Here is a 17,375-nt window from a genome sequence, read left to right on the forward strand (position 1 = left end):
GCATCGAGCGGCACATGAACGACACTTTGCTGAATGATTGATTGTATTTGTTGACGCACATGATTGATCGGAAAACGCCAAGCATTACGATGCAATAAATGCTGTGGTTTTTTACTCACTACACTGCCCGTTGCGCGAATCCCGTGCACAAACAACCAGCGCTGATAGTTAAATGTGCCTGGATTGCGCAAGCTATGTGGCGGCTTTAATTTGACAGTCAAACGCCATCGATCACCAACATGCAACGCAGGGTATTGCCCATACCAACTTAAATAAACAATTACAGCGGTCGGCTGCCCATCGAGTTCATTCATTTTAAAATTGAAATGCGCACTCAACGCCGAAATTTTAGGCAACGCTATAATACGCCCTTCAATTTGAACAGGTTTATTGATGAAGCTCTCGGGTAAATGCCAGCTTAATAACCGTTGCGCACGGAAGTTTGCCCACGTAAATCCTACACAAAGCGCGATCCATACAATGAAGAGTGGTTTTATTTTTGTAGGTACAAAATAGACGAGTAACGCGCTGATCACAACAACACTCAAACACCAAGCAAGCGCAATTAATTTTGACCACCACAGCCAAATTGCAATACCCGCACAAAATCCAATAATCCATGAAGACATAGGAGCATTAAAGCATCTCTAACGTTTTGGTGTAACTCGGGGTTTCGGCTGACAGCAACACTAAAACACAAAATCTAAAAATATGTCATACTCTCTAATAAAAAAGACGAGCAGCATTGCAGCTAGGGACAACGGTTCCTGAAAAACAAACACCGACCTAAGGAGTCAATCCTATGCCCACAAAATCTATAGCCCTTGTAGCTCATGATCGTATGAAGTCTGCGTTGATTGAATGGTCCAAGCGCAACCGAGACTTCCTGAGCATGCACACGCTTTATGCGACGGGTTCAACGGGTGGTGTCATCGAAAAAAAATTAAAGCTCTCCATCGAAAAGCTCGAGAGCGGACCGCTCGGCGGGGATCAGCAGTTAGGGGCCAAAATTGTGGCGGGTGAGATCGACATGCTAATTTTTTTCTGGGATCCGCTTGAAGCACAGCCGCACGACCCAGATGTGCGCGCTTTGTTGCGTATTGCCGTGGTGTGGAATATTCCGGTCGCTTGCAACACTGCAACAGCCGACTTCTTGATTAATTCATCATTAGCGCAAAGTGATTACAAGCGGGAAGTACCGAATTACCAGTCCTATCGCAACCGCACGCTAAAATAATTTAAAGGATGCCTCTTCAAATTGGCTATTTGATTTACTCAAAATAGATTTCTAGAAACACTTTAACCATCGACCAAGTTATCGTTTAAAATATCGTCCATTAGTGCGAGCAAAAATTCACGCGATGTTTGTGGCATGACGATGATGTGCGCGATATTTTCATAGGCTGCGAGCTGCCATTTTTCAATGATTTTTTCCGAAGGACGTGGCAAAACAATAGTCAGCGAATTTGGATTTGACCATGCATCAATACCATTTTGCTTAAATTCATTAACAGCAAATTGGGTGTTCTCCAAACATTTCTGCACGATTTCTCGTAAACCTTCTTTTCCTGACCGATGAATGGCATACCACAAAAATAACGGCGTAATACCATTTCGTGAACTGGTGATCGTGCTGTCGGTGATTCTGACATACGAAATCTTTGGCGAAGCATTCACAATATTTTTTTTCTGCGTCAGTGTAATGCCACACGGCATGGGTGAACCCATGAGCTTATGGCCACTAATCGCAATGCTATTAGCACCTTCATCGAAACGAAACGGCTGCGGTTGATCCACAAACGGCAAGATTAATCCGCTCAATGCAGCATCACAGTGAATGTAATGGTGCTTAATACCAATTTCGTGAACGATTTCTTGGATTTTTTCTATGTCGTCGATGGCACCCGTCATCGTTGTACCAATATTCGCATTGAATACGGCGGGCAAGTGTTTATTACGTCGCAATTCGTTTTTTAGTTCTTGATAGTTTATCTCACCATTTTCGAGTGCAGATATTTGACGCGACTCACCCTTTATAATTTTTAATATTTTGGGAATACTGTAATGTGTGCGTTCTGAGTAATAATAGATAGCATCAGGATAAAGTTGATTGGCAATGTGAAGCCCAAAAAAATTCCCTTCGGTACCGCCACTCGTCACATAGCCTTTGAAATCATTGCCTGCGTTTAGCAGCTCTGCAAAAAATGCGAGTACTTCGCGCTCAATGTCATGTGTGTTGAGTTTATAGTTACTGAATTCTTGCGGATCGCCAATATTTTGGACTTTGGATAAATTTATAAAAATAATTAAAAATTGCTTGACATAGAAACCGAAAAAAAATTTTACGTTGTAAACAACGTTTGTTCGAAAAAATAAAATAAGGAACAAACGATGTTAGCGACAGAAAAACTAAAACAATTCCGTACATTCCTCTACAACATCTTCCCCGCGCGACGCGATGCCAATATGAATTTACTCGATGCCCTTTCAAGCCATGGCCATCGCTGCAAAACACCTATAGAATTATGTGAATCGCCATACTTTGAACGTGAATACAGTAGTATTACCGATGCGATTAGCGATGGTTTGTCGGTAGCAAATTGTTGGGATAGCATGATGAAAATACAATATGAACATGTGAGTCATAGCGATGACCGTGTGATCATTATTGCGGATACGACACCACAGTCGCGTCAAAGTGCACACTGTGTTGAAGATCGCCATGTGGTTTACAGCCCTAATCCAGCACCGGGTAACAAACCGATTACCATTGGACATGAATATTCAACGGTATCACTATTGCCCAATGATGGTGCAGCTCAAGAAAAGCATTGGTTAGTTCCACTGGATACGAGGCGCGTTAAAAGCGATGAAAAAGGCAATGTAGTTGGGATGCAGCAAATTAACCGTTGTATTGCAGACTTAGCGCTTACTCATAAATTGGTGGTTAGCGTGGCTGATTCAAAATATGGTACAGAAGCTTGCCGTAAACTGGTTAGCGAAAATCCCAATTGGGTACATCTTTTCCGTTTTAACAGTACCCGTAATGTTTTCGCGCCCGCATCAATAGAAGATAATACCTCAGGAAGTATAAAACGCTATGGTGATGCGATGAAACTAAACGACAGCACGACTCACCGTGAATCCGATGAGATTGTGCAGCAACCCATTACAACCCGCAGTGGCAAAACTTACCAATTGGAGATTAAAATATGGCGTGACCAATTCCTGCGTGGTTCAAAGCAATTTAAAGGATATGAGCATCCTGTTACTGTTGTGCAATTGGTTGCGGTTGATGCTAACGGTAAATCTTTATATAAAAATCCACTCTGGTTAGGACTCGCTGGTGAACGACGTAATGAAATCACAGCATTAGAAGCGTATCACTATTACGATAGACGCTATGACATTGAACACTACTTTCGTTTTGGTAAAGACAAACTGTTATTTGACCGATACCAAACACCGGATGTTAAGCACGAAGAAGATTGGTGGCGGATGACAGCATTAGCGTATACGCAACTTTATCTAGCGAGGAATCTTGCCCCGATTTTACCGAAAAAATGGGAGCGGTATTTGCCGAGCTTCCAAGTGGATAACGAAAAACCATCAATAACTGCGACCCCTTCACAAACGCAACGGGGTTTTTCTACGGTGCTTGATACCGTTGGCACGCCTGCTAATCTCTGCAAACCACGCGGTAATCCGCAAGGCAGAACCAAAGGTGATACGCAGGGGAAACGCACGCGACATCCTGCTATTTTCAAAAATAGCAACTCAAAAATTAAAACGATTCAGAGGACTGAAGAAAAGACGCAAAACTCAGACCCTGAAAAAATAGAGGATTTGATTGGGATAGTAAAATCATGGTTGGATAAAATAAATTTTACACCTGAGAAATTCTACGAATTGCTGCAAAAAACAGCTTAAGATTTAGAAACTCACATTTTTTGATTATTGTCCTAACTGGCAAGGGATTTTATTTATCCAAAGTCCAAAATATTGTTAATATGGAATTCTAAGAAACGATAAAGTTCGGAGTAATCGAAGTCTAAGTTGCACGGATAGCCGCCGACTTTGAGTTTATCCCGCTTAAACTTTTCGTATAGTGCATCCAAGCGTTTTTTTTCTTGCGATGACAGCTCCCTTTTATATCCCATCCTATCTCCTTGCGTGGGGCGCTTGAGTATTTTATCACAAATACGACAGAGTGAAGGGTGACCCAGGGTAGCGAAATCTAGTGAATCTCTTCGTCTGGGGGGGCCACCAAATTACATTTCAAAACTGTTACAAAACACAGAAGCGTATACATAAAAGCGTTACATCGAGTGTCTATGATGGTTACATTGAAAATCAATCGATAGAGGCTAACAGCATGAAAATAAAGAATAAAATTACAAAAACCTTGATCCTATCTGTGGGTCTCAGTGGTCTATTAGCGACTTCACCTATCTATGCCGGTTACTATCATCACCACTATCACCCACACTACCACCCGCATCATCACTACCATGGTAGTGGGGACCTTGCTGCGGGTCTTTTCTTCGGTGCTGCCGCAGGGATCATTGCCGGTGCCGCGATGACCCAACATCAAGGCTATTACCCAAGTTGTCAGCGCGTTTATTACAATCGTTACTGCCGCGATAGCTATTGGGGTGAGCGTTGCTATACCGTCAGAAGGGTGGAATACGTCTGTTAATTAGGGGCTATTTCCGTAAAAAATAGCCGTGCTGTAGAAAATGGGCGGTTTGTTGAATGACTTTAGCATTGCTCGGCATGAACGTGTGGGTCGCATGTAAAATAATGTGATCCCGCATGCCGGCGAGCTTGGTTTCATCCACCGTCAATTTACCGTCATTTTTACCAGGCAAAAGAAACCAGGAAAACAACCAATCGATACTGCGATCTCCCGCTATAACACCAAACTCATAATCGCTAGGCGGTAGCTGCCCAATGACTTTCGAGTCATAACCCAATTCTTGACCCGCAGGCCCATACCATCGTTTGTAAAAATCAAATCGCTTTAAAAAATTGACTAGGCGGCTACCCTGATTGGGCGGCCCCAGCATCACCACACGACCCATGTTTTCAGGCTGATATTTTGCAACGATGAGACGAATGATGATCGCACCCATGGAATGCCCTACGAAATTGAGTTTTTTTGAGGGGTCTGGACAGTTCTCTCGGATGTGCTCCCAGACGTAATCTGCGAGTACCTCTATTGAAAACGCAGTGGATTGATAGTCCCCGTTGTAAACGTCATACCCGCGCATCGACAGGCTTTTTTCCATAGTATCCATTATCCGCTTATCGCGGCCCATACCGTGTAATAGCACAACGTAGTTTTGAGGATCAGTTTTCATGCTTTTGATTATAAACCAATTTATAAAAAAATTTTAACCCGATTTAAGATTATTTTAATATTTCGCTGTTAGCATGGTGTTTTGAAAAAGGAGATAGCAATGCGATAGTCTATTCTTCAAAAAAGGAAGCTAGCGATACGGAGCTATTTTGATCCTATTAAAACGGAGAGTTCATCATGGCAAGGACAGCACCGGATACCACGGAATTAAATGAACAGCAAGAAGAAATTTATCGACAACTGCGACAAACATCCCTTCCTGATCTTAAATATTTTGCAACTATAGCGGCACTGCTTTCAATCTTTTTATTGATATCAAAGCAATTTGGCAATCAAACCGCTCTGTCAAAAACTTTTTATTTTGGATTTGCACTCTTACTGGCAGGGTTTTATAGAACACAGACAGAAAACAGCAAATTTCTACGTAGGGTAAAAGAAGAAGGGGCTAATTTAGTAGCGGGATTATTTTATAGGGGGGACATCCCTACCTCTACTGACGTTATTGACAACAATAGCGCAACCGGCCCAAATCTGAATTTAAGTGCGCCCTCCTAAGGGCGCACTTGATTCTTAATTTTTATTCCGCTTGCTTCATGCTCAAACGTACTCTTCCTTGGCGGTCGATTTCAATGACCTTAACGCGAACAGTTTGACCTTCTTGCAGATAATCATGAACATTATCAACATGCTCATCGGCAATTTGCGAAATATGCACCAACCCTTGTCGGCCTGGCAATACTGACACAAACGCACCGAAATCCATGATCTTCACAACCGGACCTTCGTAAGTTTTACCCACCTCAACGTCTGCCGTTAAGGCTTCTACGCGGCGTTTAGCTTCTTCACCATCTTCACCACGCACAGCGGCAATCGTTACGACGCCATCATCGGAAATGTCGATTGTCGAGTTAGTTGCTTCCGTTAATTCACGAATGGTTGCACCACCCTTACCAATCACATCACGAATTTTATCCGGATTGATTTTAATCGTAATAATACGAGGCGCATGCTGAGATACGTGATCACGCGGTTGGTTAATCACCTGGCTCATGATTTCTAATATATGCATACGAGCACGCTTAGCTTGATCTAAGGCTCGCTCCATAATTTCTTTGGTAATGCCTTCGATTTTAATATCCATTTGTAAGGCCGTCACACCACTGGCCGTACCGGCTACTTTGAAATCCATATCCCCCAAGTGATCTTCATCACCTAAAATGTCAGTCAATACTGCATATTTTTCGGCTTCTTTAATTAAGCCCATCGCAATACCGGCAACCGGTGCTTTAATCGGCACGCCTGCATCCATCAATGCTAAACTGCTGCCACAAACACTCGCCATGGAGCTCGAACCGTTGGATTCCATAATTTCAGATACGACACGAATGACGTAAGGGAATGCCTCACCCTTCGGCACAACAGATGCAACCGCACGTTTTGCCAAACGACCGTGACCAATCTCACGACGCTTTGGTCCACTCATAAATCCAACTTCGCCCACACAGAAAGGTGGGAAGTTGTAATGCAACATGAATTCATCGCGCCGATCACCGTCTAAGTCATCGATCATTTGCGCATCGCCTTCTGTACCCAAAGTAGCAACAGCTAATGCTTGAGTTTCACCACGCGTAAATAATGCTGAACCGTGTGCACGTGGCAACACGCCTACTCGCGCAGTAATGGGTCTTACCGTTTCGGTATCTCGACCATCGATACGCGGCTGGCCAGACAAAATTTGCTGACGCACTAAATCTTTTTCTAAATCATGGAATAAATTCGCGACTTCAATTTCGTTCGGACTATTTTCATCGTCAGTACATAAATCCGAAATTAACTGATTGCGAATTTCTTGAATGCGCGTTTGTCGTGCTTGTTTTTCACGAATTTTATAAGCCTCTGCCACATCGCTCGACGCTTTATCGGCGATCTGCTGTTTTAAGGCCGTATTTTCTTCAGGTGCTTGCCAATCCCAAGTCTGCGTGCCTGCTTCTTCCACTAATTCTTCAATGGCACGGATCGCGACTTGCATTTGTTCGTGACCATAAAGCACAGCACCCAACATAACAGCTTCTGTTAATTCGTGTGCTTCAGATTCAACCATTAAAACCGCATCTTTTGTTCCGGCAACGACTAAATCTAATTGCGATTCTTCTATTTCTTTTAGCGATGGGTTTAACAGATATTGACCATTAAGATAGGCAACCCGAGCACCTGCAATCGGGCCATTAAATGGCATACCCGATAAACAAATAGCTGCTGAGGCCCCAATAATGGCGGGGATATCGGTTGGAACTTCAGGATCCATCGATAACACTGTTGCAATCACTTGTACTTCGTTGGTAAATCCATTTGGAAATACTGGACGCAAGGGTCGATCAATTAATCGCGAGGTCAACGTCTCTTTTTCTGTCGGGCGCCCTTCACGTTTAAAATAGCCACCAGGAATTTTTCCTGCGGCATAGGTTTTTTCTTGATAATTAACAGTCAGGGGAAAAAAATCCCGCCCTTCTTCTGTATCTTTTTGGGCAACGGCCGTGACCAAAAGCATGGTGTCTCCCATGCGGATTATCACAGAGCCGGAGGCTTGTCGGGCAATTTCGCCCGTTTCTAATGTAACTGTATGTTTACCGTATTGAAAAGTCTTAACAATTTTATTCACAGATGGTCATCCTCGTTATGAACGCAGGCCAAGGCGTTTGATTAAATCACGGTAGCGCGAAACATCAGCATTTCGCAAATAGCTGAGCAGCTTTCTCCGTTGGCTCACCATACGCAATAATCCACGCCGTGAATGATGATCATGCTTGTGGGTTTTAAAATGCTCGGTAAGTTTATTGATTTTGGCGCTGAGAATGGCTACCTGAACCTCAGGAGATCCTGTATCACTCTCATCTAACTGATATTCTTTAATAATGGTCGATTTTTCAGATGCTGTTAATGACATTGCTAACTCCCTCATTTTAATAGGGTTTTCATAAAAAAGGTAATATCCACTGTCATTTACAGAGATTACCCACCAAAAAGGAAAGGCATTATAACGCAGATGGGGGGGCTTTCCTAGGGCTGATTAGGCAGCCTTTACTTTCTTGGGTGACCTCACCCACAAAGAACGATGCGCAATGAAAACAGCGAGCATAAGAATGATTTGTGGCAAAGCAGTGACGATATGGAAAACAAGCGCCAGCGCTAGCGCCTTAGTTGGGACAACGTGCAGGAATTTAATTAAATAATACACGATCGCGGTTTCGAAGATCCCCACACCCGCGAAGGCGTAAGGAATTGCAAATGATAACGTCGTCGTGAATAACAAAAAGACGGCCCCACTTAATCCGAACGAGTCATGAGGCAAGTTCCATTTGAAAAAGAAGTAGTATGCCAGCAGAATAGAGAGCCAAATGGCAGCACTGAATATCAAAACGGGCAGCTTATTGGGTTTTGAAACCACATCTTCGACCGCTATTAAAAGCGTTTCAATTCGCTCGGAACGACAAACAAACTGTCTAATAATACTGTCTTTAACGATCTTTAACGATCTTTAACGATTAAATATCGATACAGAAAAACGCTCAAGACACTGCAACTCAATAAAATAATAAACATATAAACAGCATTGACTTCAATACCAAATTGATGCATGAATAAAATAGCTGCACCAAAAATTAATAACATGATCAAATCAAAATAACGCTCGATAAAAGTTCAAGCGTGTCGCGATGCTCGTGATAGATTATTGCCATCCCTGTCAATAATCGACTCGCAATACGCGACAACTTAAATGTAGAACTCTCGACTTGATCTGACAGTTGAGATTTATCGGACATATTTTCTGTCCGATAGATCGGATTCTAATTACTCCTCTACCAGTTGCGTGTCGTGATTACTGTGCGCCTTATTCAATTCATCTGCCGACACGCTTGGAATAGTTTTACATAGTTTATCTAATTCTTTTTCTTGTGCCAAATGCTTTGCATCAAGAAAAGTTTGCATGGGTGTTTTTCCATAACAACGCTCGCCGGAATGGGGCCTGACCTCATTATATGTTTTGATCCACATAAAATTCTTGTTTAATCGTTTTATGAAAACGTTCACAAATACCATTGGTCTGCGGAGAACGTGCGCGTGTTTTCGAATGGTCAATGTCTTCAACTGCTAAATAAAGTTGATAGGCGTGGTTCTCAATTTTTCCACAATATTCCGTCCCGCGATCCGTGAGCATACGCAGCAATCGGATACCTTGCTCATTAAACCATGGCAATACACGTTCATTTAATAAATGAGCTGCCGTCATCGCTGTTTTCTCCGTGTATAACTTCGCAAAAGCGATTCTGCTATAGGTATCGACAAAAGTCTGCTCATAAATACGGCCAACGCCCTTCATCGTGCCAACATAATACGTATCCTGAGATACCTAAATAACCTGGGTGTTCTGTTTCAATCTCGCCGTGCGCTTCTTTTTCTCGTTTTGATTTTTCTAATGCTTGTCATTGTTCTTCCGTTAATAACATACCGTCTTGCGCCGATTTCGCTTCAAGCGCTTTTAGTCGCTTCTTAAAAGTCTCTAGATCATTACGTAGCCACACCGAACGAACTCCGCTGCTCGATACGATAATGCCTCGCGCCAGTAATTCATTGGCCGCACGTGCCTGACCTAACGCTGGGTTTTCAATAGCCAAAGCAATTACCCCTTCTTCTACATGTAGCGGCACTCTATTTTTTTCATTCGGTTTCTTCTTACTCATATCATGGAGTGCTTCTTCGCCACCATTTTCATAAAGTGTTTTGAAACGGTAAAAACTGTCGCGTGAATAACCCATAACCTTACAGGCTTGTGAAACATTTCCCAATTGTTTAGACCGCTCTAGTAAACCTAATTTGGGTTTGATAATCTTTTCGGATACACTGGTCATAATGACACTCCTCGTGTTGGTTGTTTAAGGTTGGTCAATTAAATTTTACTCTAACTGACCAGGAGTGTCAGATCAAGTCTGAAGGTTTACAACTTAAATAACCGCGGACGTCCTCCTCACCCGCGCTCCGCGACCTCACGGCTCGACTACGCACGGGCTCTCAACTGACTCGACGCCTCGTAAAGATTTTTTGCAGTCGCTTACGCTCGGCAAAAAATCCCAGCCTACCCCAGAATACGCCCCTTCGCTTCGCTCTCCATCGCGCGCATCGGCGGCAAGCGTGTGTGGTATATCTAAACTAAAAAATTGTTTGCCAAAATAAACACGCAAAATATCACCGACACGAAACGGCAAGAGATTATTAATCCCATTACCAATGCCTGTGACTTGGACTTTGGATAAATAAAATCCCTTGCCAGTTAGGACAATAATCAAAAAATGTGAGTTTCTAAATCTTAACCTGTTTTTTGCAGCAATTCGTAGAATTGCTCAGGTGTAAAATTTATTTTATCCAACCATGATTTTACTATCCCAATCAAATCCTCTATTTTTTCAGGGTCTGAGTTTTGCGTCTTTTCTTCAGTCCTCTGAATCGTTTTAATTTTTGAGTTGCTATTTTTGAAAATAGCAGGATGTCGCGTGCGTTTCCCCTGCGTATCACCTTTGGTTCTGCCTTGCGGATTACCGCGTGGTTTGCAGAGATTAGCAGGCGTGCCAACGGTATCAAGCACCGTAGAAAAACCCCGTTGCGTTTGTGAAGGGGTCGCAGTTATTGATGGTTTTTCGTTATCCACTTGGAAGCTCGGCAAATACCGCTCCCATTTTTTCGGTAAAATCGGGGCAAGATTCCTCGCTAGATAAAGTTGCGTATACGCTAATGCTGTCATCCGCCACCAATCTTCTTCGTGCTTAACATCCGGTGTTTGGTATCGGTCAAATAACAGTTTGTCTTTACCAAAACGAAAGTAGTGTTCAATGTCATAGCGTCTATCGTAATAGTGATACGCTTCTAATGCTGTGATTTCATTACGTCGTTCACCAGCGAGTCCTAACCAGAGTGGATTTTTATATAAAGATTTACCGTTAGCATCAACCGCAACCAATTGCACAACAGTAACAGGATGCTCATATCCTTTAAATTGCTTTGAACCACGCAGTAATTGGTCACGCCATATTTTAATCTCCAATTGGTAAGTTTTGCCACTGCGGGTTGTAATGGGTTGCTGCACAATCTCATCGGATTCACGGTGAGTCGTGCTGTCGTTTAGTTTCATCGCATCACCATAGCGTTTTATACTTCCTGAGGTATTATCTTCTATTGATGCGGGCGCGAAAACATTACGGGTACTGTTAAAACGGAAAAGATGTACCCAATTGGGATTTTCGCTAACCAGTTTACGGCAAGCTTCTGTACCATATTTTGAATCAGCCACGCTAACCACCAATTTATGAGTAAGCGCTAAGTCTGCAATACAACGGTTAATTTGCTGCATCCCAACTACATTGCCTTTTTCATCGCTTTTAACGCGCCTCGTATCCAGTGGAACTAACCAATGCTTTTCTTGAGCTGCACCATCATTGGGCAATAGTGATACCGTTGAATATTCATGTCCAATGGTAATCGGTTTGTTACCCGGTGCTGGATTAGGGCTGTAAACCACATGGCGATCTTCAACACAGTGTGCACTTTGACGCGACTGTGGTGTCGTATCCGCAATAATGATCACACGGTCATCGCTATGACTCACATGTTCATATTGTATTTTCATCATGCTATCCCAACAATTTGCTACCGACAAACCATCGCTAATCGCATCGGTAATACTACTGTATTCACGTTCAAAGTATGGCGATTCACATAATTCTATGGGTGTTTTGCAGCGATGGCCATGGCTTGAAAGGGCATCGAGTAAATTCATATTGGCATCGCGTCGCGCGGGGAAGATGTTGTAGAGGAATGTACGGAATTGTTTTAGTTTTTCTGTCGCTAACATCGTTTGTTCCTTATTTTATTTTTTCGAACAAACGTTGTTTACAACGTAAAATTTTTTTTCGGTTTCTATGTCAAGCAATTTTTAATTATTTTTATAAATTTATCCAAAGTCCAATGTATTGAATGAGCTGCAAGGCGTCACGGTGATTCCGATTGAGCGTGACCGTACGTCTAAAACAGCGCGCTTTTTAGCCTCGCAACCGTTTATTGCGAACAAACAAGTGACGTTACCGTTACATGCGGCACACACGAAACGCTGCATTGAGCACATGAGTAAGATTACGGCGAATGAGATGCATCGCTGCGATGACATTGCGGATACGCGTGCGGATGCGATTCGGTTGGCGTTGAAAGAAAAGCAGTTGGTGAGTACGACTTCGATTAACACTATGTGTTTAGGTGGTCACGCGCAAGAACTACCTGCTTTTTAACTGATAAGGAAAGAACATGATTGATTATGCAAAAGTCAAACAACAAAAAAGTGATTGGGCGGGTTATTTTTCACAGAATGACCGCCGGGGCGAAGCGGCGATTCGTTTTGCGGAGCTCGGTGAGCAGGCGCCGGTAAATACGCAGTATTCGAGGGGTTATGAGACGTTAACGTTTAACATTTTGTTTAAGCATTTACGCCGTGTGCAAGCGGAAGCGGCGAACTTGGATTTATCGCTGTTGTTTTATCCGCTCGATGACGATACGTGGGACGAGCGCTTTAAAGATCAAATTCAAGAGGCGGAAACGCAATTGCTGCAAGCAGCGCATCTAGGAGAGGATAATGCTACGCAGGCGTCGTTACAACAACGGGTGCAACGTCTGCAAGAAATTTATGCCAATGCGCGTCAGCATCGGATAGAAGAACAAAAGAATCACCAAGCGATTTTAAATGCACTGATGCTTGATGCTAATAAGCGCTTAGCCTTTCAGCAATCGATACGGCAGGTATATAGCTACGGATATTCGGTGCTGGTAATCAAGGCGTTGCCGGATATTCAAGGGGATGAGCAGTTTCAAAAGTTAGAGGTTGAGTGTTTGCTCTCAGCGACAGCTGCTTTTTTTGATCGGAACGCGACGACCTATACCAAAACCGATGGGCGTTTTGCGGGTTATCGTTATGATGTGACGCGTGAGGAATTGATGAACCGTTATGCGGACAATAAGAGACTGATGCGGAAGCTATCGGATTGGTCGGAGTCTAAAAAGCTTGAGGTGATTGAATATTATTATCGTGACAAAAAACCCGATGGTGGCTTAGGTGAGACGATTTATTACACACGTTTTATTGATAACCTGATGATTGAAGAACCGGTGCCGCTGTATATTGATTTGTTGCCTGTGATTTATCACAGCGGTTTGACGGTGTGGAATCCGGAACAACGTCAAGAAGTCACGATCCCGTTTATTGAGCCGATGAAAGATGCGGCGAAGTTACATAATTATTTAGGCACGCAGATTGCGAATTTAGCAAAGCAAACAGGTGGTCGCAAAATCATTGTTGATAAGTTTGATTTGGATAAGCTACAACCGCCAGAAAGAGAGGATTGGGACAATTTCGAGCGACGCTCAGGGTTATTTGTGCGACCAGCTAAGCGTCCGGATGATCCACCAGGGCGAGACTTAGAAGTTATCAGCCCGATGGAAATCCCGCAAACTTTAACTGAGAACTTTGCCACGAGCAAACAGGAAGTGGATGAGATAGCGGGTGCCTTTTTGAGTGTGCAAGGGGCGCAAGATAATGCGGTGAGTGGTGTTGCGATTGATGCGCGTGTGAGGCAAGCGAATTTGTTGCAAAACAATGTGGTTCAACTTCACAACCACACGATTAAGATAGTGGGTGAAGTGATTAAGCAATGGCTGCCTTACGTGTATCACCAAACCCAAACGTTGACGGTGCGTCATAAAGACAATTCTTTGCGACGCGTGACGATTAATAAAAAGCTCCTGACAGGTTCGATTAAAAATGATTTACACGCGATGACGGAGCGCTATTCGTACGAGTTAGAGCTGGTGGGTTCGAGTAAATTGGATGAAGAGAACACGCGCGAGTATTTAACGCAGATTTACCAGCTGTCCCCGCAAGCGTTTCAATTGACGGCGGACTTGTATGCACAAACGCTGGATATTAAGGATCGTGATGTATTGGCGCGGCGTTTAAAGACGATGGTAGACCCGCTGGTGATTCGCTTTGGTGATGGGGATATGAATTTTATGGAGTTCTCATCGCAGCGCCAACAGATGCAACAGCAAGCGGCGCAAGCCAATCCACAGATGCAACTGATTCAGAGCAAGATTCAAAACGAACAGGCGCAAACCCAAACGCAGCAATTTGAAGCACAGACTAAACGTCAACAGTTGTTGTCCCAGATTGAGCAAAATAGTCAGCAATTGCATGTGGAGCTTGAGAAATTAGAGCAGCACAAGGCTGACAGTGAGACTAAAAACATTATTGCGTTACTGCATGCGCAGCTCGAGCATAATAACCAATTGTTAGCGGCATTTGGGGTGAAGTGATGACGGTATTGAATATTCCCTTTAATAGCGGCACAGAGCCTGCACTGGATGGGAGCGTTTCTTATGCGAAGCTCTTGAATTTGGTGGTGACACCGGATAGCACGGTATCGGAAGCGCCGTTTTTTACATGCATCGAAAAGCTCCACAACCCTCAAGGGATTTACCGCACGGTGGGGACCGATACGACGCTGATTGTGGCGGATGGCTTTTTGTATACGGTGAATCAGACGCACGATTTATTGCGTGTGGGTCCTATTGCTGTACAGACTGGCCGTATTGCCTTTGCGGAGAACTTAAAAAACGAAGTGTTGCTTTGTACCGGAAAAACCGCGTATGTCTATAACACGGATAGCAACAGTCTGACTGATTTGCATTTGGTGTCTGGCTTTGACATGGAGCGCCCCATCAGTTGCACGATGATTAACAGTTATTTTATTGTGGCCGATGGAAATAGTAATTGCTGGCAGATTTCCGCGCCGAATGATGGTTTGCATTGGACGCCACTCGATGAAGCGTTATTAACGACGGTCTCGACTAAAATCTTGTCGGTGCAGTCGATCTCGAATAATTTATTTTTAATTGGCAATAATGCGATTGAGCGTTGGGTGCCTCAAGAAACGGCGCTTGATTTTCCGTTCAGTCGCGACAATAACTATCGCTTTGCCTGGGGTGCGTTTAATACGGAAGCGATTGCGGGTTACCAAGATCAGTTGGTGTTTTTATCGAATCAACGGGAAGTCATGGTATTAACTACGGAGGGCGTTAAAAAGCTGAGTACGCCAGGCATTGACCGACGGTTATCAAACCTCAGTGCTTCCGAGAAACCCGTGAGCGTGTTATTTAAGCATCAGGGGCAGTTATTTTATTCGCTGGCGACAAGCGATGAGACCTGGTTATTTAGTTTTGCGAGTCAGCGGTGGTCGAATAGCACGGATACATTATTGCAATGGGACGGTCAGCGTGGCTTTTTATTGGAAGATGGATTTTATAGTGCCAGCACTGCGATACAAGCCCGTCACCGTCAATTGCAAACGGGTTGGTTAACGCTGCCGGCACGGTTGCCCTATAAACCGGTGGTGCATCGCGTATCACTGACTATCATTTTCGGTGTGTGTGAAAAGCCGGTGGAAAAAGAGCCTTTGTATTTATCGGTAGCGCGCAATCATGCTGATTTTGGTAATCGGATACCGTTAAGGTTACCGCAACGTTATTCAAACTCACACACTGTGCATTGGCCCTGCCATGTCGTGGCGCGTGAGTTGATGCTGCGGCTTGATTATTTTGGATCAAGTCAAATCACGTTGACCGATTGTTCGGTTGATATTAATTAACATTAACCTCAGTTCTGGATAACTGCGTATAAATTATTCTTTATATTGTTGGTTTTTATTCCTGGTTTGTTTGGTCGCCAAGAATAGGCAATTAGCGCTGCAAGGGTATTGACTAAAAAATTAATCGGACTACGATGACGCGAATGCTCAACATGATACAAGTTTTTCAACTGATCGATAATCGTTTCTACGATGCCACGTTGTTTTAGGAAAAACTTTTCAAATGCAGAAAGCATTTTGTTCTTCATATTTTTACGGACTTTTGTCACAAATTTTAAATCGTGTTTTGCCAAATCGTCCGCAAGATCTTTTCCAAGATACCCTTTATCGCCAGCGCCCAACCCCTTTAAATTAGCCATTAATTTTCTAACAACAGCGCGATCATCCACGTTCCCTTTCGTTAAACAAAAACGGATTAATTCCCCTTGATGATTAATCACAATATGTAGTTTAAAGCCGTAAACCCAGCCCATTGTGCTTTTACTGCGTTTAGCAATGCCTTTGAAAACCTTGTTTCGATAAATTCGTTTATTGTGGCATACGCGTAGTGTAGTTGAGTCAATATAATACAATCCCGTGTGTTTGCCCTTTCTCGAAAGCAAATAGGCGGCGAGCATCCGATGCGCGCCATGGAGAGCGAAGCGAAGGCGCGTATTCCGCGGTAGGCTCGGATTTTTTGCCGAGCGTAAGCGACTGCAAAAAATCTTTACGAGCCGTCAAGTCATTTGAGAGCCCGTGCGTAGTCGAGCCGTGAGGTCGCGGAGCGCGGGCGACGAGGACGTCCGCGGCTATTTAAGTTGTCGCGTATTGCGAGTCGATTATTGACAGGGATGGCAATAATCTATCACGAGCATCGCGACACGCTTGATTAGCGCTGCTGATTGGCAGGCGACAAAACGTGTGTAACTCAGCGCCGTAGGAAAATACTTCTTCATGTCTTGTAAAACACATCCACAATAAAAATCCTTAAATGTGCGATAGTGACTCATTTGAAACAACACAATGATGGTGCCAATTTCAGACAAGCTCATTTGCATCGCTCGATCTCGTTTTCTGTCTGGGTTCGGTAGCAAATACTTTGATTGACCTTTCAAATAATCCTTGCAAAAATCATCCATATCACAAAAAATCTCCGTGACCGGTGCCAACATGATTAACTCCTGTTACATTATTTAGCTGTAATTTTGGAGCTAAATTTTAGCGGTTCCGGTCTTTTTTTCAATTATTTCATTCACTTATTCCTTTTCTTATACAGAACTCAGGTTAACATTAAAAAC

Annotated in this window: 19 protein-coding genes and 2 pseudogenes; 7 read left to right on the top strand and 14 right to left on the bottom strand. The window is 43.4% G+C overall.

Annotation, left to right across the window (positions count from 1 at the left end; translation table 11 throughout):
* Nucleotides 1-170: 170 nt before the first annotated feature.
* Nucleotides 171-629, bottom strand: a pseudogene (locus tag ACJMKR_RS07165) (ComEC/Rec2 family competence protein); the annotation flags it as partial.
* Between the two features lie 173 nt (nt 630-802).
* Here ACJMKR_RS07165 and ACJMKR_RS07170 point away from each other — a divergent pair.
* Nucleotides 803-1,237 (top strand): methylglyoxal synthase, encoded by a 435-nt coding sequence (locus ACJMKR_RS07170; protein WP_423062476.1) that lies wholly within the window; start codon nt 803-805, stop codon nt 1,235-1,237.
* A gap of 62 nt (nt 1,238-1,299) precedes the next feature.
* Here the strand turns inward: ACJMKR_RS07170 and ACJMKR_RS07175 are convergent, their stop codons facing one another.
* Nucleotides 1,300-2,388, bottom strand: coding sequence for a histidine decarboxylase (locus tag ACJMKR_RS07175; RefSeq protein ID WP_423062477.1), 1,089 nt, complete (start codon nt 2,386-2,388; stop codon nt 1,300-1,302).
* 3 nt (nt 2,389-2,391) lie between these two features.
* On the opposite strand from ACJMKR_RS07175, the gene ACJMKR_RS07180 reads away from it, so the two are divergent.
* Complete coding sequence (locus ACJMKR_RS07180) at nt 2,392-3,930, top strand: transposase (protein ID WP_423062478.1); 1,539 nt, start codon at nt 2,392-2,394, stop codon at nt 3,928-3,930.
* A 53-nt stretch (nt 3,931-3,983) separates the two neighbouring features.
* On the opposite strand, the gene ACJMKR_RS07185 is transcribed toward ACJMKR_RS07180, so the two are convergent.
* Nucleotides 3,984-4,160, bottom strand: a complete 177-nt coding sequence (locus tag ACJMKR_RS07185) for a hypothetical protein (RefSeq protein ID WP_423062479.1) — start codon at nt 4,158-4,160, stop codon at nt 3,984-3,986.
* 215 nt (nt 4,161-4,375) lie between these two features.
* Here ACJMKR_RS07185 and ACJMKR_RS07190 point away from each other — a divergent pair, with 215 nt between their 5' ends.
* Nucleotides 4,376-4,699, top strand: a complete 324-nt coding sequence (locus tag ACJMKR_RS07190; RefSeq protein ID WP_423062480.1) for a hypothetical protein — start codon at nt 4,376-4,378, stop codon at nt 4,697-4,699.
* A 7-nt stretch (nt 4,700-4,706) separates the two neighbouring features.
* Here ACJMKR_RS07190 and ACJMKR_RS07195 read toward each other — a convergent pair whose 3' ends face one another.
* Nucleotides 4,707-5,363, bottom strand: a complete 657-nt coding sequence (locus tag ACJMKR_RS07195; protein ID WP_423062481.1) for an esterase/lipase family protein — start codon at nt 5,361-5,363, stop codon at nt 4,707-4,709.
* A 176-nt stretch (nt 5,364-5,539) separates the two neighbouring features.
* Here ACJMKR_RS07195 and ACJMKR_RS07200 point away from each other — a divergent pair, with 176 nt between their 5' ends.
* Entirely contained in the window at nt 5,540-5,917 is a 378-nt protein-coding gene (locus ACJMKR_RS07200) for a hypothetical protein (RefSeq protein ID WP_423062482.1), read from the top strand.
* A gap of 22 nt (nt 5,918-5,939) precedes the next feature.
* Here the strand turns inward: ACJMKR_RS07200 and pnp are convergent, their stop codons facing one another.
* The 8 genes and pseudogenes from pnp to ACJMKR_RS07240 form a co-directional block, all read right to left on the bottom strand.
* Nucleotides 5,940-8,021 (bottom strand): polyribonucleotide nucleotidyltransferase, encoded by a 2,082-nt coding sequence (gene pnp, locus ACJMKR_RS07205; protein WP_423062483.1) that lies wholly within the window; start codon nt 8,019-8,021, stop codon nt 5,940-5,942.
* A gap of 15 nt (nt 8,022-8,036) precedes the next feature.
* Nucleotides 8,037-8,306 carry a 30S ribosomal protein S15 gene (gene rpsO, locus ACJMKR_RS07210; RefSeq protein WP_423062484.1) on the bottom strand — a complete coding sequence of 90 codons (270 nt, stop codon included), beginning with the start codon at nt 8,304-8,306 and terminating at the stop codon, nt 8,037-8,039.
* A 123-nt stretch (nt 8,307-8,429) separates the two neighbouring features.
* On the bottom strand, nt 8,430-8,807 hold the full coding sequence (locus ACJMKR_RS07215; protein WP_423062485.1) for a lysylphosphatidylglycerol synthase domain-containing protein: 378 nt from the start codon (nt 8,805-8,807) through the stop codon (nt 8,430-8,432).
* Nucleotides 8,808-8,887: 80 nt separating this feature from the next.
* The gene (locus tag ACJMKR_RS07220) at nt 8,888-9,031 is read right to left on the bottom strand and encodes a hypothetical protein (protein WP_423062486.1); all 144 of its coding nucleotides are present in this window, start codon (nt 9,029-9,031) and stop codon (nt 8,888-8,890) included.
* 2 nt (nt 9,032-9,033) lie between these two features.
* Nucleotides 9,034-9,183 (bottom strand): hypothetical protein, encoded by a 150-nt coding sequence (locus tag ACJMKR_RS07225; RefSeq protein ID WP_423062487.1) that lies wholly within the window; start codon nt 9,181-9,183, stop codon nt 9,034-9,036.
* A 28-nt stretch (nt 9,184-9,211) separates the two neighbouring features.
* A pseudogene (locus tag ACJMKR_RS07230) lies at nt 9,212-10,269 on the bottom strand (IS481 family transposase).
* Between the two features lie 135 nt (nt 10,270-10,404).
* Complete coding sequence (locus ACJMKR_RS07235; protein ID WP_423062309.1) at nt 10,405-10,704, bottom strand: hypothetical protein; 300 nt, start codon at nt 10,702-10,704, stop codon at nt 10,405-10,407.
* Between the two features lie 20 nt (nt 10,705-10,724).
* Nucleotides 10,725-12,263 carry a transposase gene (locus ACJMKR_RS07240; protein WP_423062293.1) on the bottom strand — a complete coding sequence of 513 codons (1,539 nt, stop codon included), beginning with the start codon at nt 12,261-12,263 and terminating at the stop codon, nt 10,725-10,727.
* Nucleotides 12,264-12,405: 142 nt separating this feature from the next.
* Here ACJMKR_RS07240 and ACJMKR_RS07245 point away from each other — a divergent pair, with 142 nt between their 5' ends.
* Genes ACJMKR_RS07245 through ACJMKR_RS07255 form a run of 3 tightly spaced genes read left to right on the top strand, consistent with a single transcriptional unit; the run spans nt 12,406 to nt 16,098 of the window.
* Nucleotides 12,406-12,693: a hypothetical protein gene (locus ACJMKR_RS07245; protein ID WP_423062488.1), complete on the top strand. Its 288-nt coding sequence runs from the start codon at nt 12,406-12,408 to the stop codon at nt 12,691-12,693.
* 16 nt (nt 12,694-12,709) lie between these two features.
* A complete protein-coding gene (locus ACJMKR_RS07250) occupies nt 12,710-14,767 on the top strand; it encodes a hypothetical protein (protein ID WP_423062489.1) in 2,058 nt (685 codons plus the stop codon).
* Nucleotides 14,767-16,098 (top strand): hypothetical protein, encoded by a 1,332-nt coding sequence (locus tag ACJMKR_RS07255; protein WP_423062490.1) that lies wholly within the window; start codon nt 14,767-14,769, stop codon nt 16,096-16,098. The genes ACJMKR_RS07250 and ACJMKR_RS07255 overlap by 1 nt, the downstream gene beginning before the upstream one ends.
* 8 nt (nt 16,099-16,106) lie before the next feature.
* On the opposite strand, the gene ACJMKR_RS07260 is transcribed toward ACJMKR_RS07255, so the two are convergent.
* Both ACJMKR_RS07260 and ACJMKR_RS07265 read right to left on the bottom strand, forming a co-directional pair.
* Nucleotides 16,107-16,802, bottom strand: coding sequence for an IS982 family transposase (locus ACJMKR_RS07260; protein ID WP_423064212.1), 696 nt, complete (start codon nt 16,800-16,802; stop codon nt 16,107-16,109).
* 114 nt (nt 16,803-16,916) lie between these two features.
* Nucleotides 16,917-17,249, bottom strand: a complete 333-nt coding sequence (locus ACJMKR_RS07265) for a hypothetical protein (RefSeq protein WP_423062491.1) — start codon at nt 17,247-17,249, stop codon at nt 16,917-16,919.
* Nucleotides 17,250-17,375 lie beyond the last annotated feature (126 nt).

The sequence above is a fragment of the Candidiatus Paracoxiella cheracis genome, assembly GCF_049348705.1.
Lineage (GTDB): Bacteria > Pseudomonadota > Gammaproteobacteria > Coxiellales > Coxiellaceae > Paracoxiella > Paracoxiella cheracis.